This is a genomic window from Collinsella aerofaciens, from assembly GCF_039752985.1.
Lineage (GTDB): Bacteria > Actinomycetota > Coriobacteriia > Coriobacteriales > Coriobacteriaceae > Collinsella > Collinsella aerofaciens_BT.
The window spans coordinates 14,345-37,985 of record NZ_JBDMHA010000015.1; the positions used below are offsets into that span (position 1 = coordinate 14,345).

Genomic DNA, 23,641 nt, shown 5'->3' on the forward strand with positions numbered 1-23,641 from the left:
TTGATATGACGCAAAACAGCGCCCATACGGGCAAACTCTATGTGGTCGGCACGCCCATCGGCAACCTGGGCGACCTGTCCCCGCGCGTTGGCGAGGCGTTTGCCGCCGCCGATGCCATCTGCTGCGAAGACACGCGTGTGACGTCAAAGCTGCTGATGCACCTGGGCATTTCCAAGCCGCTTGTCCGTTGCGACGAGAATGTGATCGCCAGCCGCGCCGCCGGCCTAGTCGACCGTCTGCTGGCGGGGGAGACCCTCGCCTTTGCCTCGGACGCCGGCATGCCGAGCGTGTCCGATCCCGGCCAGGCGCTAGTTGAGGCGGCGCGTGAGGCCGATGTGCCCGTCGAAGTTATTCCCGGGCCCTCTGCTTGCGTCACGGCGCTTGTTTCGTCCGGCATTCCCTGCGAGCATTTCTTCTTCGAAGGCTTTTTGGGTCGCAAGCACGGCGACCGCGTGCGCCGACTGCAGCGCCTTGCCGTGGTGCCCGGCGCGCTCATCTTCTACGAGTCTCCACATCGCATCGTGGCGACGCTCGAGGCCGTGGCGGAGGTCTTTCCCCAGCGTGAGGTTGCCGTCTGCCGCGAACTCACCAAGCTGCACGAGGAGGTCTTGCGCGGGCCCGCTGCTCAGCTTGCCGAGGAGCTGCGTGCTCGCGGCGAGGTAAAGGGCGAGATTGCGCTGGTCATCGCGCCGCCGAGCGAGGATGAGGAGGCCGGTATCGTGCCGGTTGGCGCCGCGGCAGCGGATCCCGACGAGGCCCTGCGCGAGGATATCCGCGCCGCGCTCGAGGAGGGGGAGCCCGCCTCTGCGGTGGCCAAGCGCCTGTCTCAGAAGTATTCGCGCCGCAAGCGCGATGTCTATGCCATGGTGCTCGATATGCAATAGATGGAGGATATCCAGCCCTTGCGCTAGAATCATCCCCTGTATGCAACGTTTTTCTGGAGGACAAACCCCATGGATCAAAGCAAGCCTTCGTTCTTTATCACGACGCCCATCTACTACGTCAACGCCGATCCGCACCTGGGCACGGCTTATTCCACCATCATCGCCGACGTTCAGGCTCGCTATCGTCGCTCCGCCGGCTATAACGTCAAGTTCCTGACCGGCATGGACGAGCACGGCGAGAAGGTCGCCGAGGCCGCAGCCAAGCACAACATGACGCCGCAGGAGTGGACCGATAGCCAGGCTCCGCACTTCAAGGAGCTTTGGAGCAAGCTCGAGATTTCCAATGATGACTTCATCCGCACCACCGAGCCGCGCCAGCACCATGCCGTGCAGTACCTGTGGGAGCGCATGAAGGAGTCCGGCTACCTGTATAAGGGCAGCTACGACGGCTGGTATTGCGTGCCTGACGAGACCTACTTTACCGATACGCAGGTCCAGAAGGGCGACGAGGAGTACGGCAGCGTCGGCCAGCACCTGTGCCCCGACTGCCACCGTCCGCTTGAGCGCGTGCAGGAGGAGTCCTACTTCTTTAAGCTTTCCGCTTTCCAGGATAAGCTGCTCAAGCTTTACGACGAGCACCCCGACTTTGTCGAGCCTGCGTTCCGCATGAACGAGGTACGTAGCTTTGTCGAGGGCGGCCTTAATGACCTTTCCGTGAGCCGTACGAGCTTTGACTGGGGCATTCAGGTCCCGTTTGACGAGGGTCACGTGACCTACGTGTGGTTCGATGCGCTGCTCAACTATATGACGGCCGTCGGCTACGGTGTCGACACCGACGAGGCGCGTGCCGAGCTGGCCTATCGCTGGCCCGCGCAGTTCCACATCGTGGGTAAGGACATCATCCGCTTCCACTGCGTCATTTGGCCCGCCATGCTCATGGCCATCGGCGAGGCCCTGCCCGAGCACGTCTTTGCCCACGGCTTCCTGACCGTGCGCAATGCCGAGACCGGCAAGGCCGAGAAGATGTCCAAGAGCCGCGGCAACGCCATCGCTCCGCAGGACGTTATCGACATGCTGGGCGTCGAGGGCTATCGCTACTACTTCATGACCGACGTCGTCCCCGGCACCGACGGTGCCATCAGCTTCGATCGCATGGAGCAGGTCTACAACGCCGACCTGGCCAACAGCTGGGGCAACCTTATCTCGCGTTCGCTCAACATGAGCGGCAAGTACTTTGACGGTTGCGCGCCCGCCAAGCCCGCGTCGTTCGATGCGTTCGACAACCCGCTGGCAAAGATCGCCGATGGCCTGGTCGAGCGCTACATGGCCAAGATGGACGTGCTCGATTACGGCGGAGCCAAGGATGAGGTCATGGAGCTCATCCATGCCGCCAACCACTACATCGAGGACTCCGAGCCCTGGGCGCTTGCCAAGGACGAGGCCAAGGCTGACGAGCTGGCATTTGTGATCTACAACCTGCTCGAGGCCATCCGCATTGCCGCTCACCTGCTGATGCCGCTCATGCCCCAGACTTCTGTCGAGGCCCTGCGCCGCCTGTCCTGTGAGGGCGAGGCCGCGAGCGACGACCTCAAGGGCATTTGTACTTGGGGCCTGCTTGCCGGCGGTCAGCCCGTCGAGAAGGGCGATCCGCTGTTCCCGCGTCTGGCGTAGAGACCGCGCGAGCGCCATATCGGCAATTTGCTGTTTAGCTGTAAGGGCATGGCCGCCACGGTCCATGCCCTTTTGTTTCAAGACGCCGCCATCATGCTAAGGAGGCAACCATGACAACTTCGCCTTTGGCAAACCCCACGGCCACCAGGGAGCTGCTGGAGGAGTTTGGCCTTGCGACCAAGCATCGCCTGGGCCAGAACTTTCTAATCGACAATCATGTGATCGAGCGTATCTGCGAGCTTTCCGAGCTCACGGGCGATGAGCGCGTGCTCGAGGTTGGCCCGGGCGTTGGTACGCTCACGCTTGCGCTGCTGCAGGAGGCGGCGTGTGTCACGTCGATCGAGGCCGACCCCGAGCTCGAGCCGGTGCTCGATGCTCACGCCGCCGACTACGCCAACTTCCACTTTATCATGGGCGACGCGCTTAAGGTGGGCCCGGAGCAGATTGAGCAGGCCGCCGGCGGTGAGCCGACGGTATTTGTCGCGAACTTGCCCTATAACGTGGCGGCGACAATCATCCTGCAGTTCTTCCAGACGATGCCCGCGCTCAAGCGCGCCGTCGTCATGGTGCAAAAGGAGGTTGCCGATCGCATTGCCGCAGTGCCGGGCAACAAGACCTATGGCGGCTATACGGCAAAGCTCGGCCTGTATGCGCAGGTGACGGGTCGCTTTGAGGTGCCGCCGCGTTGCTTTATGCCGGCGCCGCACGTGGACTCGGCCGTCGTGCGTATCGACCGTGTTGACGGCGTGGTGCCCGAAGGACTCGATCGCGAATTTGTGGCCCGCGTGATTGATGCTGCATTTGCTCAGCGTCGCAAGACCATCCGCAATTCCATGAGCGCCAACGGCTTTGCCAAGGACGTGCTCGATGCCGCCTTTGAGGCTTGCGGTATCGCACCCACCACGCGCGCCGAGACGCTTGATGTTGCCGACTTTGTCCGTCTGGCCCGGGAGCTAATCCATGATGCCTAATGCCGCACGCGTGACGTTTACCAAGAAAAAGAAGACGGTCGCCTGCCCCGTGCCCTTGGCACCGCTTGCCGACACGCATGCGCATCTGCTTTCGTTTTGGGGCAAAGAAGTGCCCGAGACGCTCGTGCGCGCCAAAGCCGCGGGCGTCGACCTGTTGGTGACGATGTTCGACCCCATCGCTGACAAACGCAGCGTGACGGACTATAGCGACTGGCTCGTGCGCGAAATTCTGCCGATGCAGGATATCCCGCAGATCAAGTATCTTGCCGGCGTGCATCCGTATGGCGCGCCGGACTATACCGACGACGTTCACGCACAGGTCGTTGCCGCACTCGATGACCCTTTGTGCGCCGGTATCGGCGAGATCGGTCTGGACTACCACATGGATTACGACGACGATATCGCGCCGGCGCCCCACGACGTGCAGATCGACTGTATGGCGCGCCAACTCGAGGTCGCCGTACGCCGCAATGTGCCGGTAGAGCTGCATCTGCGTCATGAGGATACGGACGAGGAGCGCACCTCGCATGTGGACGCCTACAACGTGTTGCGCGAGGTCGACGTGCCCCAGGCCGGTTGCGTACTGCACTGCTTTGGCGAGGACCGCGCCACGATGGAGCGCTTTGTGGAGCTGGGCTGCTATATCGCCTATGGTGGCGCGGCCACCTTTAAGCGCAACGACGACGTGCGCGAGGCATTTGCGGCAACCCCACTCGATCGAATTTTGTTCGAGACGGATTGCCCGTATATGGCTCCGGAGCCCATCCGCGGTCTTGAATGCGAGCCCGCAATGATCTCCATTACGGCAAACGCGCTGGTTAACGATCGTGTCGATCGCACAGGTGAGGACGCCGAAACAATCGCGCAAGCCGCTTGGGAAAATGCCTGCAAACTTTTTCAAAAATAGTTCTTGCGTTCGCGGTGGCGCTCCGTTATTCTAATTCCTGCACGCGGGCGTGGCGGAATTGGCAGACGCGTACGGTTCAGGTCCGTATGGGGGCAACCCCATGAAGGTTCAAGTCCTTTCGCCCGCACCATTAAATGAAAGAGCTCCCAGCGATGGGAGCTTTTTTGTTATGAGCCCATCGCAGGGACTTGAACCTGCGAAGGAGCGAGCGTAAAGAAAACGCGGAGCGTTTTTAGCGAGCTGGCGAGTCCGCCGGCAGGCGGGCGAAGCCGGTGCGGATCCGCGCAGCGGATACGCGGACGTCCTTTCGCCCGCACCATTAAATGAAAGAGCTCCCAGCAATGGGGGCTTTTTTGTTATGCACAATCTCCTTGGACGGGTATCCTAATGCCAACGTGTGCCTATCAGAGGAGAGACCATGCTGTTGTCCGGTATCATTGCCGCCCTTACGAGCCTTTTGATTCCCATCATCATTTTGTTGCTGCTGCTTCCCAACGCCTGCTATGTCGTTGAACAACAGCATGCCGTGATCATCGAGCGTCTGGGCAAGTTTAACCGCATCGTCAACGCGGGCTTCCACATGAAGGTGCCCGTGATCGACCGCAAAGCCGCCACGGTGAGTCTGCGCACCATGAAAAACGGTTTTGGTATCGACGTTAAGACCCAGGATAATGTGACCATCGGCCTCGAGGTCTCTGCTCAGTACCACGTGAGCTATGACATGGGTGCTGGCCCGGCAGATTCGGGTATCTACAAGAGCTACTACATGCTGCAGGAGCCCGTCGACCAGATGCGTGACTTCATCACCGACGCCCTGCGCTCTTCGATTCCCGTCTACACACTCGATGAGGTCTTTGCCAAGAAGGATGACATCGCCAAGGACGTCAACGCTACCGTTTCCGAGCAGATGGCCGCCTACGGCTTCACCCTCGTGTCGACGCTCATCACCAAAATCGCACTGCCGACCGAGGTCGAGAACTCCATGAACGACATCAACGCCGCCCAGCGCAAGCGCGCTGCGGCACAGGAGCTCGCCGAGGCCGACCGCATCAAGCGCGTCACCGAGGCGACCGCCGAGGCCGAGGCTATGGAAAAGGCGGGCGAGGGCATCGCCAACCAGCGCAAGGCCATTGCACTGGGTATCAAAGATTCGCTCGAGATCATCCAGGAGACGGGTGTCGGCAATGACGAGGCCAACCAACTGTTCATGTTTACGCAGTGGTCCGAGATGATGACGGAGTTCGCTCGCACGGGTAAAACCTCGACGGTCGTGCTGCCGAGCGACTTTTCGCAGTCGGCCTCTATGTTCGAGCAGATGCTGGCTGCCGGTAAGGTTCAGAACGAGTCAAAGGAGTAGGCACGCGTGAAATACACCGTCGTTTGTGTTGGCAAGCTCAAAGAGCGCTTTTGGAAGGACGCGTGCGCTGAGTACACCAAGCGCCTAGGCGCCTATGCCAAGGTGGATATCCGCGAGGTGGCCGATATCGACCCGGCTAAGGCGGGCGGCGTGGATGCCGCGCGCGACAAGGAGGGGGCGGCAATTCTTGCTGCATTGCCGTCTCGAGCGCATGTGATCCTGCTGGCTATCGAGGGCAAGGAGCGTTCGAGTGAGGAGCTCTCGGCGAGGCTCGACGATCTTATGCTGCGAGGCAGCAGCGACATCGCCTTTGTGATTGGCGGTTCGGACGGCGTGAGCGATGAGGTGCGCGCCCGCGCCGACGAGATGCTCAGCTTTGGACGCATTACCTTGCCGCATAACTTGGCGCGCGTGGTGCTGCTGGAGCAAATCTACCGCGCCTGCAAGATCAGCCGTGGCGAGCCGTATCACAAATAGGTCGGCAATACGAAACAATGGCGTGGGACAATAGCTTTCGTTTTGAAGAGCGTGTCTGAGAGGACTATGAGATATGAAGATTGGATTTGTCGGTTTTGGCAATATGGCGAGCGCTATGGCCGATGGCTGGATCGCTGCCGGTGTAGCTGCGAGCGACATGTGCGCCTGCGCGGGTCGCTACGACGCACTGGTTGAGCGCTGCGAGGCGCGCGGCATGGTCGCCTGCCACGATGCCGCCGAGGTTGTCGCCGCATCCGATATCGTGGTCGCTGCGGTCAAACCGTACATGATCGAGAAGGTATTCGCCCCGCTCAAGGATGCTCTTGCCAAAAAGGTCGTTCTGTCGGTTGCCTGGACCTGGGACAGTGCCAAGTGGGAGCAGGTCCTGCCGGGCGTCGCGCATATCTCGACGGTGCCCAACACACCGGTTTCGGTGGGCGAGGGCGTCATCGCTTGCGAGAAGGCTTCCACGCTTAGTGATGAGCAGAGCGCCGTGGTGCTTGATCTGCTTGGCAAGCTCGGTGCGGTGGTCGAGCTTGATACGAGCCTGCTGTTCGTGGGCGGCACGGTGGGTGGTTGCGCTCCGGCATTTGTCGCTATGGCAATCGAGGCCCTGGGCGATGCGGCGGTCAAGCACGGTATCCCGCGTGCCGATGCCTATCGCATTGTGAGCCAGATGGTGCTAGGTACGGCAAAGTTGCAGCTTTCAACTGGTCAGCATCCTGCGGCGATGAAGGATGCCGTATGCTCGCCCGGTGGCGCCACCATCAAGGGCGTCGTTGCGCTCGAGGATGCCGGCATGCGCAGTGCCCTGGTCAAGGCAATCGACGCAACTCTCCAGTAAAACCTGCCATTTAGGGACAGGTTTATTTTGGCAGGTTTTTCCTGCGGTTTTGTCGTATGTGCGAAAAGCGCCCCGCAACTGGCTCAATTCCAGTTGCGGGGCGCTTGCGTTTGCCCAGATAAAACCGACCAAAATAAACCTGGCCCTTTTTGGCAGGTTAGTCCCAGAAGCTGTCTTCCTCATCCTCGGACTTGGGTCCGCGGTCGACGTACATCTTATGGGTACGCTTCTCCATTACAAAGGCAAGAATCGCAAATAACAGGATGCCGCCGGCGAAAAGGATGGCAAAACCGGTGCGGGTGCCAAACAAAAAGGAAAAAACTGCGTCCATTGGGTGCCTTCTTGCGTAGTTGAGTTGGGTCGTAAACGCTCATAAGTATATACTTGCCCATACATGTACAAGGTTGCAACCTAAATGGAATGTATATCGCCGGAGGATCTAATGCTTGATATCAAGTTTGTTCGCGAGAACCCCGATGCCATCGATGTCGCCATGGCTAACCGCCAGACGTCTTGGGATCGCGAGAAGTTCTTTGAGCTCGACGACGAGCGCCGTGCCGTCATCACCGAGGTCGAGGAGCTCCAGGCTACGCGTAATGCCGAGTCCAAGAAGATCGGCGCCCTGATGAAGGAGGGCAAGAAGGACGAGGCCGAGGCTGCCAAGGAGGCCGTGCGCGCCGTCAACGAGAAGATTGACGGTCTGGCCGAGCGTCGTACCGCCCTCGAGCAGGAGCAGTACGACTTCATGGCTCACCTGCCCAACATTCCTTGCGAGGCCACGCCGTACGGTAAGGACGAGGACGAGAACATCGAGCGTCGCCGCTGGGGCACCCCGCGCGAGTTCGACTTCGACTTTAAGCCGCACTGGGATCTGGGCACCGATCTGGACATCCTCGACTTCGAGCGTGGCAACAAGCTCTCCGGCAGCCGCTTTACCGTTCTCGGTGGCGCCGGCGCCCGCCTGGAGCGTGCCCTTATCAACTTCTTCCTCGATACGCACACCAGCCGTGGCTTCAAGGAGTGGTGGCCGCCTATCGTCGTCAAGCGTCAGACTATGTTCGGCACGGGCCAGCTGCCCAAGTTCGAGGACGACGCCTATCATGTCTCGGGCGACAACTTCCTGATCCCCACCGCCGAGGTCGTGCTCACCAATCTGCACGCCGGCGAGGTCCTCGATGCCGACACCCTGCCGCGCCGCTACACCGCCTTCACCCCCTGCTTCCGCGAGGAGGCCGGTTCCGCCGGTCGCGACACCCGCGGCATCATCCGTCAGCACGAGTTCGACAAGGTCGAGATGGTCAAGTTCGCTAAGCCGGAGGAGTCCGACGAGGAGCTCGAGACCATGACCGCCGAGGCCGAGTACCTGCTGCAGCAGCTGGGCCTTCCGTATCGCGTGATTAGCCTGTGCACCGGCGACTTGGGCTTCTCTGCCCGTCAGACCTACGACGTCGAGGTTTGGCTGCCGAGCTACAACGCCTACAAGGAGATCAGCTCCTGCTCCAACTGCGGTGACTTCCAGGCTCGCCGCGCCAACATCAAGTATCGCGACCCCGAGAACTTCAAGGGTTCGCGCTACCTGCACACTCTCAACGGTTCCGGCTTGCCGGCCGGCCGCACCATGGCCGCTATTCTGGAGAACTACCAGAACGCCGACGGCACCATCACGATCCCCGAGGTCTTGCGTCCTTACATGGGCGGTCTCGAGAAGATCGAGCCGGTCGCGTAAATTGGCTGCATAGGGGATATGCAAGGGCGCTCCTTCGGGGGCGCCCTATTTCGTGCGCAGGTCCATACCATGCCGTGCGGACAGCTCAATAGAAAACACACGAACAACTGTTCTGTATACAGCCATCTACCTGCTATGCTTTTGCTAAATAAGAGCGAGAGAAAGGGGACGCGATGGAGCTGTTTGATGATCGGGTGGTTTTGTTTGAGAGCGACGAGGGCGGGGAGTACCTGCTTGTAACGTGTGAGCCGTCTGGCATGGGTGGCCTGGTGGTTCGACAGACGAGCGAGGGTCCGTTGACACAATGGTGCTTTGAGGAGTCGCCGCATGTGGTCGAGACCTTTGTGACGCACGAGGGACTTGTGGCGCTGGAGCACTTCTATGGAGTTGGGACTTCCAACCAGGTCGCGCGCATGCTGAGCATCTCGTTTGCCGATTATGATTGTGCCCAGCGGGTGAGATCGCTCCTGAGGGAACTTGACGCTAAGTTCGACGTGATCGAAAAGCCAATCGATCGTACGGGGAACGGCGGTATATGCGGAGCAGCATGACAAAACTGCGTTCCACAAAAAAGTTTGAGATTGTGCTTGACTCCAATAAGCTAAAGTGGTTTTATATGTCTTGCGCTGCGGCGTTACCTCAGCTGGATAGAGGGTCTGACTACGAATCAGAACGTCATAGGTTCGAATCCTATACGCCGCACCAATTGAAATCGAAAGCCTCCGGCAACGGGGGCTTTTCTTTTATGCCACCGCTGCATGGATTCGAACCTCGGTCGAGGCGCGGGCGTAAAGAAAACGCGGAGCGTTTTTAGCCCGCGGGCGAGCACGCCGGAAGGCGGGCGAAGCCGGTGCGGATCCGCGCAGCGGATGCGCGGAATCCTATACGCCGCACCAATCGAACTTAAAGCCTCCGGCAACGGGGGCTTTTCTTTTATGGCAACACCGCATGGATTCGAACCTCGGTCGAGGCGCGAGCATCTTAATCATCACTTCGTAAAATTTTTCCAAATTGTCGCTTGACCCATCGAGGGGTCACGTGCATAATAATCCGTGCGTTGCGGCGTTACCTCAGCTGGATAGAGGGTCTGACTACGAATCAGAACGTCATAGGTTCGAATCCTATACGCCGCACCAATTGAGTTTTAAGCCTCCGGAAACGGGGGCTTTTCCTTTACGGGGGCATTGCGGAGATTCGAACCTCGTTCGAGGCGCGAGCGTCAAGAAAACGCGGAGCGTTTTTAGCGAGCGGGCGAGTCCGCCGGCAGGCGGGCGAAGCCGGTGCGGATCCGCGCAGCGGATGCGCGGAATCCTATACGCCGCACCAACTGAACTTTAAAGCCTCCGGTAACGGAGGCTTTTCTTATATGTCGATATACTTGAGAAGTTGCTTTTGCTGTGTTTGAAAGTATCGAGTCGATTGACTGCGTCAAATGAGTAAAAATCAAATTCGATAACTTTTTTCGAAAAATGCTTGACCTTTATTCAGTCGATGTGCATAATAATCAACAAGTCGCGGCGTTACCTCAGCTGGATAGAGGGTCTGACTACGAATCAGAACGTCATAGGTTCGAATCCTATACGCCGCACCATTTGAGATTAAAGCTCCCGGCAACGGGGGCTTTTCTTTTACGTAAGCACTGCATGGATTCGAACCTCGGTCGAGGCGCGGGCGTCAAGAAAACGCGGAGCGTTTTTAGCGAGCGGGCGAGCACGCCGGCAGGCGGGCGAAGCCGGTGCGGATCCGCGCAGCGGATGCGCGGAATCCTATACGCCGCACCAATTGAACTTGAAGCCTCCGGCAACGGGGGCTTTTCTTTTAGGCGGACGCCGCATGGGTTCGAGCCTCGGTCAAAGGGGACTATTTCTCATCGACTCGTGTAAGATTTCGAGTATGCGCCTCGGTGAGCCCGTGGCGCGCTCTTTCTTTAGACGACCGATTAGGGTGATATTTCGTGGCAGAGCGTCCGACATACAAGCTCAGGTTTCTTGATCCCAAAAAGCGCTTTCCGGCCATGCCCGAGCAGCCTGCGGGACGCTCGTATGGCGTGGTTTGGAAGCTCTTTGGCGAGGACCCGCATGAATCATGCTATGTCGTCGAATTCGTCGGCAAAAGCCATGTGTCGCTTTTGGGCTACGTGAGCGTTTCGGGTGAGGTCTATAAGGTGGACCGTCCCGTTAACGAAGTATCGCTGCCCGACGATCCCGACATGCAGCTGATTCTTGACGAGTCCGATTCCAACATCGGTGAGATTGCAGTCAGGGGTACCGATGGGACGATGCGCTCCCGGGCGCGAGTCATCGGCTCTCCCGAAGGCACCATGCGCGAACAATCCGATCGCGAGACGTGGAATTCGACGCGCAGCCTTCGCTACGGCGAGTTCATGGCCTCGATGTTCTTGCGTTACGTGATATTCGCCGATTCTGAAAACGCTGTCTCAGACACGGCAGGCGGCGACGGCCTCGACGAGGGTATGAAAAATGCCGTCGACAAAATCAAACTTGTAAAACTCCCCGAGCCGGTTGAGGTACTGCTGGGTTTTGATTCCACGCCGCTGCCCGATGCAATCGAAACGTTGCTCTACCGCATTGACCATACGGATAATCCAAGTGGCATTGAGCGCTATGCCGCCGCCCTTATGAGCGAAATTGACTTGCCCCGCCTGCGCACCATCGCCGCCAAGTCCGAGATGAGCCTGGCTCGCATCGATCGCTCAAAGCTGTTCTATCTCAATTTTGATCGTAGTCTGCTAGACCAGGACGAGATTGACACGCTGCTCGCCATCGAGTGTCGTCTCAACCGCCTCTCCGGCATCTTTGAGCGCATCGGGGCTGGATTGGCCCCTGCGGCATCCTCGCCGAGCCTTGAGGGCTGCGCGCTCTTTGATGCGTGGCATATCGCCAAGACGACCAACGATGTTCCCCGACTGCTCGATACGGCCTCGAGCGATAACCCGTGGGGCAAACCGGGTACGGTGGCTTGCCAGCCGGGCGGCGAGTGGGACGTGCGCACCCGTTTTGCGCGAATCGTTGAGGCGCTCAACGTGGTCACGCGGCTCGACTATACCTATCGGGCAAACGTTGCCGAGGGGATTATGCTCGTTCGGTTTGGGCAGTCTGTCGTTGATGCCATGCCGCAACGTGAATACGACGCTCAAGATGACGCCTGGCGCGAGCTGGACGAGGACACGCGCGCGATCTGGGCCGCGGAGCACGATGCGCGCGTGGCACTCACGCTTGCGGCAGCGTGTTTTGCCGCGGGCACCTGCATCACGCGCTGCTACGTGCAGATTGCTGCTCCCGACGGTGAGCAGGGCGAGCGTGTTGTCGCAACGTATTTCTTTGAGCGCGCGGCCTATCTGGCCGATTGCGTGCCTGTCGCCAAGGATCTTGAGAGCATGGACATGGACGATATGCCGTGCAAGCGTGTGCTTGAGGCGTATGAGTCAACCGCTCCGGAGACGATTGAGCCTGCGGAGGTTCATGCTCGTCCGCGTGATGACCATCGCACGCTGCCGCCGGCGCTGCGCGATCTGCTGCTTGCCGATACGGCTGACGAGTTGGAGGTCATGGAAGAGGACGACGACCCATACGTGGCCCGTGTTGTTGAATTGCGCGAGCAGGCAAAAGTCGACCGTACAGGTGCTTTTGAAGGCTTTTCCCGTCTTGTCGAGGAGTTGGAGGCTAAGTGCGCTGTCGCCGAGCTTTTGGCGACAGGTCCGGTTCAAACGCAGTTTTGCGATAACCAGCTGGTACGCATGGTGCTACCGGTGTTGGAAGAAGACCGCTCTGTGCGAATCCTTCGTGCGCCCGATGCGCTGTACTTTGCCCAGCACGAGATCTGCAGCTTTTACGCCGAGCAAGAGGACTTTGAACGAGCGCTGCCCGAGGTGCGCCATCTTTACGATCTGGCGCGCTCGTCCATGCAATCGCACTTTGCGCTCATCAACGTGCTTGCGCGTCTGGAGCGCTTTGACGAGATTATCGAGGTGGCGCGCCACGGCCTACGTATTGCCAGCGATCGTTCTGCAATTGGCTACCTGTTCTATCGCTTGGCGTTTGCCTATTGGAATTGCGATCAGCTCGACCTGGCGCTGGCTTGTTACCGTCTGGTGCCGCGCGGCGAGGAGTCGGGCAGCAGCGCGCTGGAAGAAATGCAGGGCCTTATGAATGAGATGGGCGTCAGCGAGCCTCCGACGTTCGAGGAGGCGGTCGAGACCATCCGCAAGGCTGGACTCGAGCTGCCGCCAGTGTCCGCCGTGACGAATCAGCTGGCAGATGCCGCTGTGCAACTGGTCGACAACGGCTTCTTTTTCCTGGCACGCGGTTGCATCTTCCAAATGTGGCGCACCATGGGCAACGACGAGCTCGGCTCCCTTAACCGTTCGCTGGGGTAGGCGAAGCTTCCAAGGAGGAAAGGATGCTAGGCAATTAGAAAATTTCCTCTTGCCCATCCTTGGCTGTTTGGTTACTATAGAACGGCTGTTACGGAGAGCTGACCGAGAGGCCGAAGGTGCTCGCCTGCTAAGCGAGTATGCCCCAAAAGGGCATCTGGGGTTCGAATCCCCAGCTCTCCGCCAGTACGAATTTGAAGAAGGGTCCCATTTGGGGCCCTTTTTTGTGCGGAGAAAGGAGGCTGGGGATTCGAACCCGAGAGGGCACGGGCGTTAAGCAAACGCGAGAGCGTTTGTAGCCCGTGGGCGAAAAGCCGTCAGGCTTTGAAGCCGGAGGGCATGCGTAGCATGCCCGGACATCCCCAGCTCTCCGCCAGTTTAACTTTAAAGAAGGGTCCCATTTGGGGCCCTTTTTTAATTAGAAGAATGTTAGCTGGGGATTCGAACCCTCAAAAAAGAGGCATCCTTTCGGACGCCTCCTTTCAGTGGACTTATTATTCTTGCGCCCTACACCTCGGGTGCCTTGGCTACGGTCTCGCTCTCTGCCGCAAGTGGGCGGTTGTCGATGCGGCGGCCCAGGCGGTCGAGCTTCACAAGGAGCCACTCAATGGGATTCGGCCCCGAGCCTTCCTCGTCGGCAACCAAATCCACGACGGCAATCTTGGTGCCGTCCTGCTTGAGCGTAACGCTGCCCACCTTGTCGCCCACATGCACCGTGCCCGAAAGATCGTCGTAGCTAACCTTTTCGGTCACCTCGCCGGCAAGGGAAAACACGGTCGCTTGCGCCGTGGGGTCGGCGAGCGTGGCGTCGATCGTCTTGTCCGTCCAATCTGTCTGGCTAATGCGTGCCATAAGCGGGTTGCCGTTGGCGGTCTTTTCCTGCGTGTTGGCGATCGCGACCGTGACCTTGTGGCCGTAGTACCAATTGGCAAGGGTTGCGGTATCGGTAAAGCGCTGGTCGGTGGTGGTGGAGTTCAAAACGACGGTGTAGATCTCGTCGCCGTCGCGGTTGTAGGCGCTCGTAAAGCAATAGCCCGCGTCGTCGGTGGTGCCGGTCTTGCCGCCGATGTTGCCATCTTGGCCCAGCAAATAGTTATGCGTGTCCATGGAATGCGAATGGTCGGTGCCGTCGGCGCCCGTGACCTCGATCCAGGAATCCTCGCTCGCTACGACTTCGCGGATCGTGTCGTTTTTCATGGCCTCCTGCATCATCAGCGCCACGTCATGTGCGGTTGAGTGCATATCGCCAGCCCACTCATCAAAGTCCAGACCATGCGGGTTTTCAAAAAGCGTACCGGTACAGCCGAGCTTCTTAGCGCGCTCGTTCATGGCCTTCACAAAGGTGGCCTCGGCGTCTTTGGTCTTAGGGTCGATCTTCTTGCCCACATATTCGGCGAGCACGATGGCGGCGTCGTTGCCCGAGGGAATCATCAGGCCGCGCAGCGCCTGCTCCACGGTAAGCTTGTCGCCTTCGAGCAAGCCGGCGGTCGAATTGCCCACGGTGGCTGCAGCGTTGCTCACCGTGACCTTCTCGTCCATCTTGCAATTCTCGACGGTTAGGATTGCGGTCATGACCTTGGTGATCGAGGCAATTTTGACCTGCTCATCGGCGCCGCGCCCATAGTAGACGGTGCCGTCTTTGCCCATGACGAGGGCATTGGTCGCATCGATATCGGGCAGGTTTTCGGCCGTGATGCCGCGCGCATCGGCGGTTTTGCCGCAAACATTGTCGGTCGTAAGCACTTGGGCGCCGGCGACGGTGGGCACGCCAGCGGCAAGGGCGATAGCGCAGACAAAGCCGGCGGCAAGCTGGGCTGAGCGCTTTGCAAAAGAGGTGAGGGACTTCACGGATTTCGCTTTCGACGGGATGGTCTCTTCTGGAACAAGAGTATATCGTTTGCCGGCGTCGGCGATCATCGCGTGCGTGCGTGGCCCACATCCGCGCCCGAACGGGCACAAGGGTGCTTAAGGCCGACTTAATCACCCACGCTTGTTGTGTGTGACGGGCGCCCCCTCGGGCATAATGGAGCGCGAGAGGAGCACGCATGAACGAGCGCATTTTGGTAGTTGATGACGAAAAGGCCATCGCCGACTTGGTTGGTATCTACCTTACAAAAGAGGGCTTTGATGTCCAGATTGCCTATAGCGGGGCCGATGCTGCCAAGGCAATCTTGGAGCAGGAGTTCGATCTGGCGCTGCTGGATGTCATGCTGCCCGATATCGATGGCTTTGAGCTGCTGCGTACGATCCGTTCCAGCCATACCTATCCCGTGATCATGCTGACGGCGCGCGATGCCCAGCAAGACAAGATCGAGGGCCTTTCGCTTGGCGCGGACGATTACGTGGTTAAGCCGTTTCGTCCTCTGGAGCTCATCGCGCGCGTGCACGCTCAGCTTCGCCGCTACACCAGCTACGGTAGCCGCGCACAGGCGGCCGAGTCGCCGACCCTCCAGCTCGACGGCTTGGAGATCAACCGCGATGCTCGTTCCGTGACAGTGGACGGTTCACCGGTTCGCCTCACGCCCACCGAGTATTCAATCTTGCTGTATCTGGTCGAGCATCGCGGCAGCGTGGTGGCCGTGGAGGACCTGTTCCGCGCGGTGTGGAACGAGGACTTTATGCCCGGCTCCAACAATACGGTGATGGTGCATATTCGCCACTTGCGTGAAAAGATCGGCGACGACGCACAAAAGCCACGCTTTATCAAAAACGTCTGGGGCGTCGGCTACATCATCGAATAACGCTTTTCGCTTGTGAGGATCTTGATATGACAAAAGACGATAGGCAAGCGTTCGAGGTGCCCGATCGGCTCTTTGAATACGTGAGGTCGGTCGTCGACAACCGCGCGCTTGCAACGGTGCTGCTCTTTTTGCTGAGCCTGCTGCTGATTGGCATCGACAACATCGTCGGAATCTTGGCGGTGCTGCTTGTCGGCTTTTTGCTGATCGATCGATTTGAGATCGTGTGCCGCTGCGTGGTGATTGGCGGCGCCGCGTGGGCCATGACGTTGGCGATTGGCGCCATGGCGCTCGGCGGCATCGAAGGGCCGGTGCTGTTCGATGCCGGCTTTGTATTCAACATGCTTGGCTTTGTGCTGGCGCTTGCAGCGTGCGTGCTGTTCTTGTGTGGCCGCGCCCTGTACTACCAGGGCTACGAGCAGGGCGAGCAGCATGCCGATTGTGTGCTGGCCGCTCGTATTCAAGATCGCCTGATCGATCACCCCGACACCTGGGATAACATCGACGGCGACTTCTTGGAGGTCGAGGGCGCCCTTAACCGCGTGCGTGACCGTGAGCGCAAGGTGCAGCAAGCTCTGCGTGACGAGTCGCATCGCAAGGACGATTTGGTCACGTACTTGGCACATGACCTACGCACCCCGCTTGCCAGTGTGGTGGGCTATCTTTCGCTGCTGCAAGAGGCTCCCGAGCTGCCGGTTGAGCAACGTGCGCACTTTACGGGCGTGGCGCTCGACAAGGCGCACCGGCTCGATACGCTCATCGAAGAGTTCTTCGATATCACGCGTTTTGACTTCCACGATATCGTGCTCACGCGCGGCTATGTTGATCTGGGGTTGCTGCTGGCTCAGGTGACTGACGAGTTCTATCCCATCCTCAACGAGCAGCATAAGGAAGTCCAAGTTGATATTCGCGAGGACCTGACGGTGCTCGTGGATGGCGACAAAATGGCTCGCGTGTTCAACAACATCATGAAAAACGCTATTGCCTATAGCTATGAGGGCTCGACCATCACGATCGAGGCCAGACGCCGGGACGGCGGTGGCGTGCGCGTGCGCTTTATCAATCAGGGCGATCCCATCCCTGCGGCTAAGCTCAAGGTGATCTTTGAGAAGTTCTATCGCCTGGATGCGGCGCGTGCGACCAATCGCGGCGGCGCTGGACTGGGGCTTGCCATCGCCAAGGAGATCGTATGCGCGCACGGCGGTACCGTTGCATGTGAATCGACGCCCGAACACACGATATTCACCATCGAGCTGCCCGCCGCATAGCCAGCGTGCCCTTACAAACACTTGACAATGCGCTCACGTGCATATGAGCCGCGATTCCTACTATCGATACTGCTGAATTGATATCGATGTGGAGGTATGCGGTATGACGGCTGCTGCGGCTGTGGAGCCCACGGAGCTTGAAGAACTCATGAAAGCGCAGGCCGAGGCCGCGCACGAGCGCGAGGTTGGGGATGCGACTCGCCCCACGGCAGAGGATCTTGCCGCCTCGCCGACGCGAATCGATGTTGAGGGCCTCGACCTGTTCTATGGCGACCACCATGCGCTCAAGGACGTGAATATCAAGATCCGCGACAAGCAGATTACCTCGTTCATCGGGCCTTCGGGCTGCGGAAAGTCCACGTTGCTGCGCTGCTTTAACCGCATGAACGACGGCATCAAGGACTGCCGAATCGAGGGCAAGATTGCGCTCGATGGTCAAGATATCCTGGGCGACTACGACATCTGCCGCCTTCGCCAGCGCGTGGGCATGGTGTTCCAGCGCCCCAACCCGTTTCCCATGAGCATCTACGACAACGTCGCCTATGGGCCGCGCGGTATGGGTGTGCGCGATCGCGTCGTGCTCGACGAGCTGGTCGAAGACTCCCTGCGACGCGCCGCCCTGTGGGACGAGGCCAAGGACAAGCTCAAAGAGTCGGGTCTGGGTCTTTCGGGCGGCCAGCAGCAGCGCCTGTGCATCGCCCGCGCACTTGCCGTGCAGCCCGACATTCTGCTGATGGACGAGCCGACCTCGGCACTCGATCCCGTATCGACGCTGGTGGTGGAGCAGCTGGCCTGCGAGCTCAAAGAGACCTGCACGCTCGTGGTCGTTACGCACAATATGCAGCAGGCGGCGCGTATCTCCGATTCGGTCGCATTCTTTTTGCTGGGTGAGCTGGTGGAGCACGCGCCCACCGCGCAACTCTTCAAGAATCCGACCGATCCGCGCACGGCGGATTATTTGACGGGGCGTTTTGGCTGATACCATCTAGTAAAGGTACCTTTAGGGTTAAGATGCGGTCATGCCGGCCGCAAAGGGGTTCAACATGATCTATTACGTCGAGGACGATGACAACATCAGGGATTTGACGGTCTATGCGCTGCGCAAGCAGGGGATTGAGGCCGAAGGCTTTTCGTGCGACGGTGAGTTTAAGGCTGCCGTGGCGCGACGGGTACCCGATGCCGTCCTGCTCGACATCATGCTGCCCGATACCGATGGCTTGGCGATTATGCGTCGACTGCGTGCCGATCGCCTGACGGCGACGGTGCCCATCATGATGCTTACCGCCAAGGATACCGAGCTCGACAAGGTGATGGCGCTCGATGGCGGTGCCGACGATTACCTGACTAAGCCGTTTTCGCTCATGGAGCTCGCCAGCCGCTGCCGCGCACTGCTGCGTCGCGGCGGCATGGTCAAACAGGCAAGCGATGTGCTCAGCGTGGGCGACATCGTGCTCTCGCCCAGCCATCGTGAGGTGACTGTTGCCGGCGAGTCGCTTAAGCTCACCCTGCGCGAGTTCGACCTGCTCGAGTACCTCATGCGCAAGCCCGGCGTGGTCTTTACCCGCGAGTCGTTGCTGCAGAGCGTGTGGGGCTGGGACTTCGACGGCGGTTCGCGCACCGTTGACGTGCACGTGCAGACGCTTCGCCAAAAACTGGGCGAGCATGCCAGCGCCATCGAGACCGTGCGCGGCGTGGGCTACCGCTTGGCCGAGCCTTCTGCCGGTGATGGTGCCGAAGGTGACGACACCGCGGCCACCGCATCGGAGGAGTAACCCGTGGTCTTCGCCCCCCAGGGAAAACATACGCTGTCGCACCGCGTTTTTGTGACGATCTTTGTCTGCGCCATGGCGGTTATCGTGGCGTTTACGGTGCTGGGTGCGTTCTTTGTGCAAAACACCTTGGCGGATGCCACGAGTGCCAACCTGGCGCAAGAAACCGAGCTCATTGCTGCCGCCCTCGACGAGCAGCAGGAGCCCATCCCGTTCTTGCGTAGCCTCGATCGAGAGGACTTGCGCATCACGCTGATTAACAAGGATGGATCGGTTGCCTACGACAACGAGGCGCCGCCTTCCACACTGCCCAACCATGGCGATCGCCCCGAGGTCATCGAGGCCTTTGAGAGTGGTTCGGGTTCCGCGGAGCGCGCAAGCTCTACGCTCGACGAGATTATGCTGTATCGCGCCGTCGCCCTTGATAACGGCCAGGTTGTCCGCTTGGCGCAGGCCCAGCCTGGCGTTGCGGCGATTTTGCTGTCGATGGTGGCGCCGATGCTGCTTATCGCAGCAGCGGGTGCGGTACTCTCGTTTTTTATGGCGCGCCGCGAGTCCCGTGCCATCATCGCGCCTTTGCAAGAGGTGGATTTGGACCACCCACGCCGTAGCTATGAGCACGCCTATGCCGAGATGGTCCCCATGCTTGAGCGTATTGAGTCGCAGCGCCAGGAGCTCAAGCGCCAAATGGCGGTGCTGGCGGACAACGACCGTATGCGCCGCGAGTTCACGGCGAATATCACCCATGAGCTCAAGACGCCGCTTACGGCGATTTCGGGCTATGCCGAGCTCATCGCAAACGGCATGGTCGAGGGCGAGGGCGACCTGCGCAACTTTGGCGGTCGCATCTATCGTGAGGCGGGCCGCTTGGCAGCGCTTGTCAACGATATCCTTACGCTGTCTAACTTGGACGAGGCCGAGCGTGCAGCTGAGGGCGAGGCGGTGCCCATTGGGTCCACGGAGCCTATTGAGCTCTCGCGTGCCATCTACGCGGTCGAGCAGCGTCTTGAACAGGTCGCCCGTCAGGCGAATGTGACGATAAGTCATGAGACCAAGCCTGTGGTCATCGAGGGCGTGTCGCGCTTGATTGACGAGCTCATCTATAATCTGGCAAGCAACGCCATCCGCTACAATCGACCCGGCGGTACGGTTACGCTGCAGTGCGGCACCAACGACGAAGGCCATCCGTTCCTTGCGGTCGCCGACACGGGAATCGGTATCGCGCCTGAAGAACAGGGCAAGGTATTTGAGCGGTTCTATCGCGTGGACAAGAGTAGGTCCAAGGCACGCGGCGGAACCGGTCTGGGGCTTGCCATTGTCAAGCATGCGGCCCTGTATCATCACGCCACGCTCGATCTGTCGAGCGAGTTGGGCGTGGGAACCACCATTACGGTGACGTTTCCCATACAGCAGGACGAGCCATTCGCATAGCGATATAACATAGATATTGATGCAGACGCCGCATTTGACTTTCGGGTGCGGCGTTGTTGTGCAATTTTACGATTGCTTCCGACATTTTTACAGGAGAGCCTGTTTCTTATGTATAGAGTTTGGTCTCGGTAAAAAGATGCGATAACATACGGACAGTTTTGTCAATCCGAACTGGGGAAATGAAAGGCAAGCTGCATGACCCTTCTCGAACTGTTCCAGCTGCTGAAGAAGCACCTTCAGCTGGTCATCACCCTTCCGGTGGTCTGCGCGATCGCCATGGGCATCGTGTCCTTCGTTGCGATGGACAACACCTATACCGCGACGACGAGCATGTACATTCTCGCCAAGACCGACGATAGCGGTCAGATGAGCTACAACGATCTCTCGGCGAGTCAGATGCTTTCCAACGATATCGCCACGCTGCTGGATAGCGATAGCGTTAAGAGCGGCGCAGCCAATGAACTGGGCCTCACCGATCTGGATGACTACAAGGTGTCTGTTTCCTCCGAGACCACCACGCGTGTCATTACGCTTTCGGTTACCGGCACCGATGCCAAGGAGACGGCTAAGGTCGCAAAGGCCATGGCCAGCTCGGTGAGTACGGTCGCTCAGAACGTCGGCGCTGCCCAGAGCATCAACGTTATCGACGAGGCTAAGACCCCCGAAGCCCCCAGCGGTCCCAAGCGTATGCTGTACGTTGCTGTCGCGTTCCTCGCCGGTATCTTTATCGCAGTCGCCTATGTCGTTTTGGCAGACATGCTCAATACCCGCATCCGCGGTGCCGAAGAGGCAGAAGAGCTCCTGGGCATTCCCGTTGTTGGCCGAATTCCGGCTATGAAAGGTGGTAAATAGGCATGGCTAAGGCAAAGAACACCGATAAGCTCGTTGTACAGAATGCCGCCAAGACCCTTCTGGCCAACATCCGCTTTGCGAGCGTGGACGACCCCATTCGCACTATTACCGTCACGTCCTCGATTCCCAACGAGGGCAAGTCTACGGTTTCCATCAACCTTGCCCAGGCTATCGCCACGAGCGGCAAGTCCGTGCTCCTGGTCGAGGCTGATATGCGCCGCAGGTCCCTTTCCGATATGCTCGGCGTTCGTTCGCGCGGCGGACTCTATGCGGTCCTTTCCGAGCAGATCTCCATTGACCAGGCAATTGTCGAGACGGGTCAGAAGAACTTCTACTTCCTCGATGCCGAGCCGCATATTCCCAATCCTGCCGACATCATTGTCTCTCACCGCTTTGCCAAGTTGGTAAAGGCACTGTCCGCCAAGTTCCAGTACGTCATCTTTGATGCTCCCCCGGTCGGCACCTTCATCGATGCTGCCGAGATTGCCAGCCTGACCGACGGTACGCTGTTCGTGGTGCGCGAGGACTTCACCAAGCGCGAGGAGGCACTCAACGCTATCGGCCAGCTTAAGAAGTCCGAAAAGGTCAAGCTCATCGGTACCGTTATGAACTACTGCGAGACCGAGACCAGCGAGTACTACTACTCCTACTACACCAAGGACGGTAAGAAGGTGAAGAAGGGCTCGGACGATCAGGGGACTTCCAAAAAGGGCATCTTCACCAACCGAGCAAACGTTTAGTTGATTAAGGCTGACCTATGCGTGACATTCATTGCCATATCTTGCCGGGTGTAGACGACGGCGCCGCCGATCTCGATGAGAGCTTGGCGATGCTCGAGGCTGCCAAGCGGGCCGGTGTAACCAGAATCGTTTGCACTCCTCACTGCCGTGATCCCTATTTTGATTACGACAAGATGTGGGATGCCTTTGAACTGCTGCGTGATAACGCTGACGGTTTTCCGCTCCAGATGGGCTTCGAGGTCAACCATCGAAAGCTCGTTGAACTTGGTATCGATGCCGCGGAGCACTTGCATTTCGATGGAACCAACGAGTTTCTGCTCGAGCTTTCGACGCATGCCGATGCGTATGCGTTTAGAGAGTACGAGAACACGATTTACGATTTGCAGTGCCGTGGCTACCAGGTGATCATCGCTCATCCTGAGCGCTATCGTGCGGTTCAAAAGGATGTAAGCGTGGCGGAGCGCCTGGTCGATATGGGCTGCAAGCTGCAGGCTTCGGCGGACTTTATTGCCGGCGGTCGCTTTGGTCGCGAAAAAAAGCCGGCACAGCGCCTGTTCGATCAGAACCTGTACAGCTTCATCGCGAGCGATGCCCATAACGTGGGTCATTACGACTGCCTGGCGAAGGCTCGCGCGAAGTTTAGCGTGCGCGGAGCTCATTTTCGCTAATATCTGTCCCTAACGTTCGCATTGAATGAAAGGGCAGCCATGGATATCCAACTTAAGACGGGATGCTTTGATGACGCGGCGTTGGTGCGCCGCGTCGTTTTTATGGACGAGCAGGGCTACGAGAATGAGTTCGACGCTATCGACGAGGATCAGAACTGCATTCATGTGACGCTCTATGTAGACGGCGAGCTTGCCGGTTGCTCGCGCGTGTTTCCCGAGGAGCTTGAGCGCGTGGCTGACGCAGAGGCCCCGGTGTTGCCGGCATGCGACATGGACGAAGGCGTTGCGGCGGGGGAGGCCTACATTATGGGGCGCGTCGCCGTGCTGCCGGCTATGCGTCGTCGCGGACTGGCGAGTGCGATCGTCGAGGCCAGTGCTTCGTGTGCACGCGATGCCGGCGCTAAGCTTATTAAGCTGCATGCGCAGGAATACGTGTTGCCGCTCTATGCAAAGGCGGGCTACACGCAAATTGCCCCGGTAGATTACGAAGACGAGGGCCAGCCCCATGTCTGGATGGCCAAGCGCGTAGATGGCAGATAGGGACGTTCCTTTTAATATGAGCAGGACATTGTCAAGAGGCAAAATCGGGCCTGGCCCCAACGATATGGGGTCAGGCCCTCTCCCTATATCAGCCCGTCCGCGGCGACCTCGGCGTGTCTTACCGACGCTCGTCTTTGCAGTTTAATATCCGCCCGCGGCGATCTCTCGCTGGGCAATCCGTTGCTACGGCTGAGGCTTCTACGTCGAACCGACAGTCTGTGCACGCGTGTGGCGCCCTGGGCGCTCGCAGAAAAGGGACCTGAGGTTCGCCTCAACGGCTTCGGATCGAACCGCTTCCGGGGTGACTGGCTTATGTGCGGGGGACCGCCCCCCCCTACGCCTCCTCGGCCATGAGGCCGACCGCCCATACCCAGCAGGCGAGCTCGCGCGCCGTGGCCACGTTCG

General features: G+C 59.2%; 21 protein-coding genes and 5 tRNA genes. 24 read left to right on the forward strand and 2 right to left on the reverse strand.

All coding sequences use genetic code 11. The features are described from left to right. The first annotated feature begins 5 nt into the window (after nt 1–5). The 8 genes from rsmI (at nt 6) to proC (ending at nt 7,111) form a co-directional block, all read left to right on the forward strand. Nucleotides 6–884: a 16S rRNA (cytidine(1402)-2'-O)-methyltransferase gene (rsmI, locus tag ABHR76_RS03310; protein WP_138374422.1), complete on the forward strand. Its 879-nt coding sequence runs from the start codon at nt 6–8 to the stop codon at nt 882–884. A gap of 69 nt (nt 885–953) precedes the next feature. Further along, complete coding sequence (gene metG, locus ABHR76_RS03315; protein ID WP_138113980.1) at nt 954–2,555, forward strand: methionine--tRNA ligase; 1,602 nt, start codon at nt 954–956, stop codon at nt 2,553–2,555. A 110-nt stretch (nt 2,556–2,665) separates the two neighbouring features. Then, nucleotides 2,666–3,526: a 16S rRNA (adenine(1518)-N(6)/adenine(1519)-N(6))-dimethyltransferase RsmA gene (rsmA, locus tag ABHR76_RS03320; RefSeq protein WP_346976794.1), complete on the forward strand. Its 861-nt coding sequence runs from the start codon at nt 2,666–2,668 to the stop codon at nt 3,524–3,526. Next, a complete protein-coding gene (locus tag ABHR76_RS03325; RefSeq protein ID WP_138113984.1) occupies nt 3,516–4,433 on the forward strand; it encodes a TatD family hydrolase in 918 nt (305 codons plus the stop codon). Before rsmA ends, ABHR76_RS03325 begins: the two co-directional genes overlap by 11 nt. A gap of 43 nt (nt 4,434–4,476) precedes the next feature. Next, nucleotides 4,477–4,563 (forward strand) — tRNA-Leu (locus ABHR76_RS03330). Nucleotides 4,564–4,851: 288 nt separating this feature from the next. After that, nucleotides 4,852–5,790 (forward strand): SPFH domain-containing protein, encoded by a 939-nt coding sequence (locus ABHR76_RS03335; protein ID WP_022094529.1) that lies wholly within the window; start codon nt 4,852–4,854, stop codon nt 5,788–5,790. Between the two features lie 6 nt (nt 5,791–5,796). Beyond that, nucleotides 5,797–6,267: a 23S rRNA (pseudouridine(1915)-N(3))-methyltransferase RlmH gene (rlmH, locus tag ABHR76_RS03340; RefSeq protein WP_035136824.1), complete on the forward strand. Its 471-nt coding sequence runs from the start codon at nt 5,797–5,799 to the stop codon at nt 6,265–6,267. Nucleotides 6,268–6,340: 73 nt separating this feature from the next. Continuing rightward, nucleotides 6,341–7,111 carry a pyrroline-5-carboxylate reductase gene (proC, locus tag ABHR76_RS03345; protein ID WP_138113988.1) on the forward strand — a complete coding sequence of 257 codons (771 nt, stop codon included), beginning with the start codon at nt 6,341–6,343 and terminating at the stop codon, nt 7,109–7,111. A gap of 157 nt (nt 7,112–7,268) precedes the next feature. On the opposite strand, the gene ABHR76_RS03350 is transcribed toward proC, so the two are convergent. Then, nucleotides 7,269–7,442, reverse strand: a complete 174-nt coding sequence (locus ABHR76_RS03350; RefSeq protein ID WP_006235069.1) for a DUF6724 family protein — start codon at nt 7,440–7,442, stop codon at nt 7,269–7,271. A 111-nt stretch (nt 7,443–7,553) separates the two neighbouring features. Between ABHR76_RS03350 and serS the strand changes: the two genes are divergently transcribed. The 7 genes from serS (at nt 7,554) to ABHR76_RS03385 (ending at nt 13,416) form a co-directional block, all read left to right on the forward strand. Beyond that, on the forward strand, nt 7,554–8,837 hold the full coding sequence (gene serS, locus ABHR76_RS03355) for a serine--tRNA ligase (RefSeq protein ID WP_138113990.1): 1,284 nt from the start codon (nt 7,554–7,556) through the stop codon (nt 8,835–8,837). 173 nt (nt 8,838–9,010) lie between these two features. Further along, the gene (locus ABHR76_RS03360) at nt 9,011–9,388 is read left to right on the forward strand and encodes a hypothetical protein (RefSeq protein ID WP_138113992.1); all 378 of its coding nucleotides are present in this window, start codon (nt 9,011–9,013) and stop codon (nt 9,386–9,388) included. Nucleotides 9,389–9,465: 77 nt separating this feature from the next. Continuing rightward, nucleotides 9,466–9,542: transfer RNA gene (locus tag ABHR76_RS03365), tRNA-Arg, on the forward strand. A 354-nt stretch (nt 9,543–9,896) separates the two neighbouring features. Continuing rightward, nucleotides 9,897–9,973: transfer RNA gene (locus ABHR76_RS03370), tRNA-Arg, on the forward strand. A 378-nt stretch (nt 9,974–10,351) separates the two neighbouring features. Then, nucleotides 10,352–10,428, forward strand: a tRNA-Arg gene (locus ABHR76_RS03375). Nucleotides 10,429–10,791: 363 nt separating this feature from the next. After that, nucleotides 10,792–13,233: a tetratricopeptide repeat protein gene (locus tag ABHR76_RS03380; protein WP_138113998.1), complete on the forward strand. Its 2,442-nt coding sequence runs from the start codon at nt 10,792–10,794 to the stop codon at nt 13,231–13,233. Between the two features lie 92 nt (nt 13,234–13,325). Next, nucleotides 13,326–13,416: transfer RNA gene (locus ABHR76_RS03385), tRNA-Ser, on the forward strand. Between the two features lie 321 nt (nt 13,417–13,737). Here the strand turns inward: ABHR76_RS03385 and ABHR76_RS03390 are convergent. Further along, nucleotides 13,738–15,078: a D-alanyl-D-alanine carboxypeptidase family protein gene (locus tag ABHR76_RS03390; RefSeq protein ID WP_196022596.1), complete on the reverse strand. Its 1,341-nt coding sequence runs from the start codon at nt 15,076–15,078 to the stop codon at nt 13,738–13,740. 197 nt (nt 15,079–15,275) lie between these two features. On the opposite strand from ABHR76_RS03390, the gene ABHR76_RS03395 reads away from it, so the two are divergent. From ABHR76_RS03395 to ABHR76_RS03435, 9 genes are all read left to right on the forward strand, one after another. Next, a complete protein-coding gene (locus ABHR76_RS03395; RefSeq protein WP_195245840.1) occupies nt 15,276–15,971 on the forward strand; it encodes a response regulator transcription factor in 696 nt (231 codons plus the stop codon). Nucleotides 15,972–15,997: 26 nt separating this feature from the next. After that, nucleotides 15,998–17,236: a sensor histidine kinase gene (locus ABHR76_RS03400; RefSeq protein WP_055285943.1), complete on the forward strand. Its 1,239-nt coding sequence runs from the start codon at nt 15,998–16,000 to the stop codon at nt 17,234–17,236. A gap of 103 nt (nt 17,237–17,339) precedes the next feature. After that, nucleotides 17,340–18,215: a phosphate ABC transporter ATP-binding protein PstB gene (pstB, locus tag ABHR76_RS03405; protein ID WP_006234803.1), complete on the forward strand. Its 876-nt coding sequence runs from the start codon at nt 17,340–17,342 to the stop codon at nt 18,213–18,215. 64 nt (nt 18,216–18,279) lie between these two features. Next, nucleotides 18,280–19,008 carry a response regulator transcription factor gene (locus tag ABHR76_RS03410; RefSeq protein WP_050766101.1) on the forward strand — a complete coding sequence of 243 codons (729 nt, stop codon included), beginning with the start codon at nt 18,280–18,282 and terminating at the stop codon, nt 19,006–19,008. Nucleotides 19,009–19,011: 3 nt separating this feature from the next. Then, nucleotides 19,012–20,436, forward strand: a complete 1,425-nt coding sequence (locus ABHR76_RS03415) for a sensor histidine kinase (protein WP_138114007.1) — start codon at nt 19,012–19,014, stop codon at nt 20,434–20,436. 195 nt (nt 20,437–20,631) lie between these two features. Continuing rightward, nucleotides 20,632–21,288, forward strand: a complete 657-nt coding sequence (locus ABHR76_RS03420) for a YveK family protein (RefSeq protein ID WP_022094058.1) — start codon at nt 20,632–20,634, stop codon at nt 21,286–21,288. Nucleotides 21,289–21,290: 2 nt separating this feature from the next. Next, a complete protein-coding gene (locus tag ABHR76_RS03425) occupies nt 21,291–22,028 on the forward strand; it encodes a CpsD/CapB family tyrosine-protein kinase (RefSeq protein ID WP_055309657.1) in 738 nt (245 codons plus the stop codon). Nucleotides 22,029–22,045: 17 nt separating this feature from the next. After that, the gene (locus ABHR76_RS03430) at nt 22,046–22,696 is read left to right on the forward strand and encodes a tyrosine-protein phosphatase (RefSeq protein ID WP_022094060.1); all 651 of its coding nucleotides are present in this window, start codon (nt 22,046–22,048) and stop codon (nt 22,694–22,696) included. 39 nt (nt 22,697–22,735) lie between these two features. Continuing rightward, complete coding sequence (locus tag ABHR76_RS03435) at nt 22,736–23,236, forward strand: GNAT family N-acetyltransferase (protein WP_138114010.1); 501 nt, start codon at nt 22,736–22,738, stop codon at nt 23,234–23,236. The last annotated feature ends 405 nt before the right edge of the window (nt 23,237–23,641 follow it).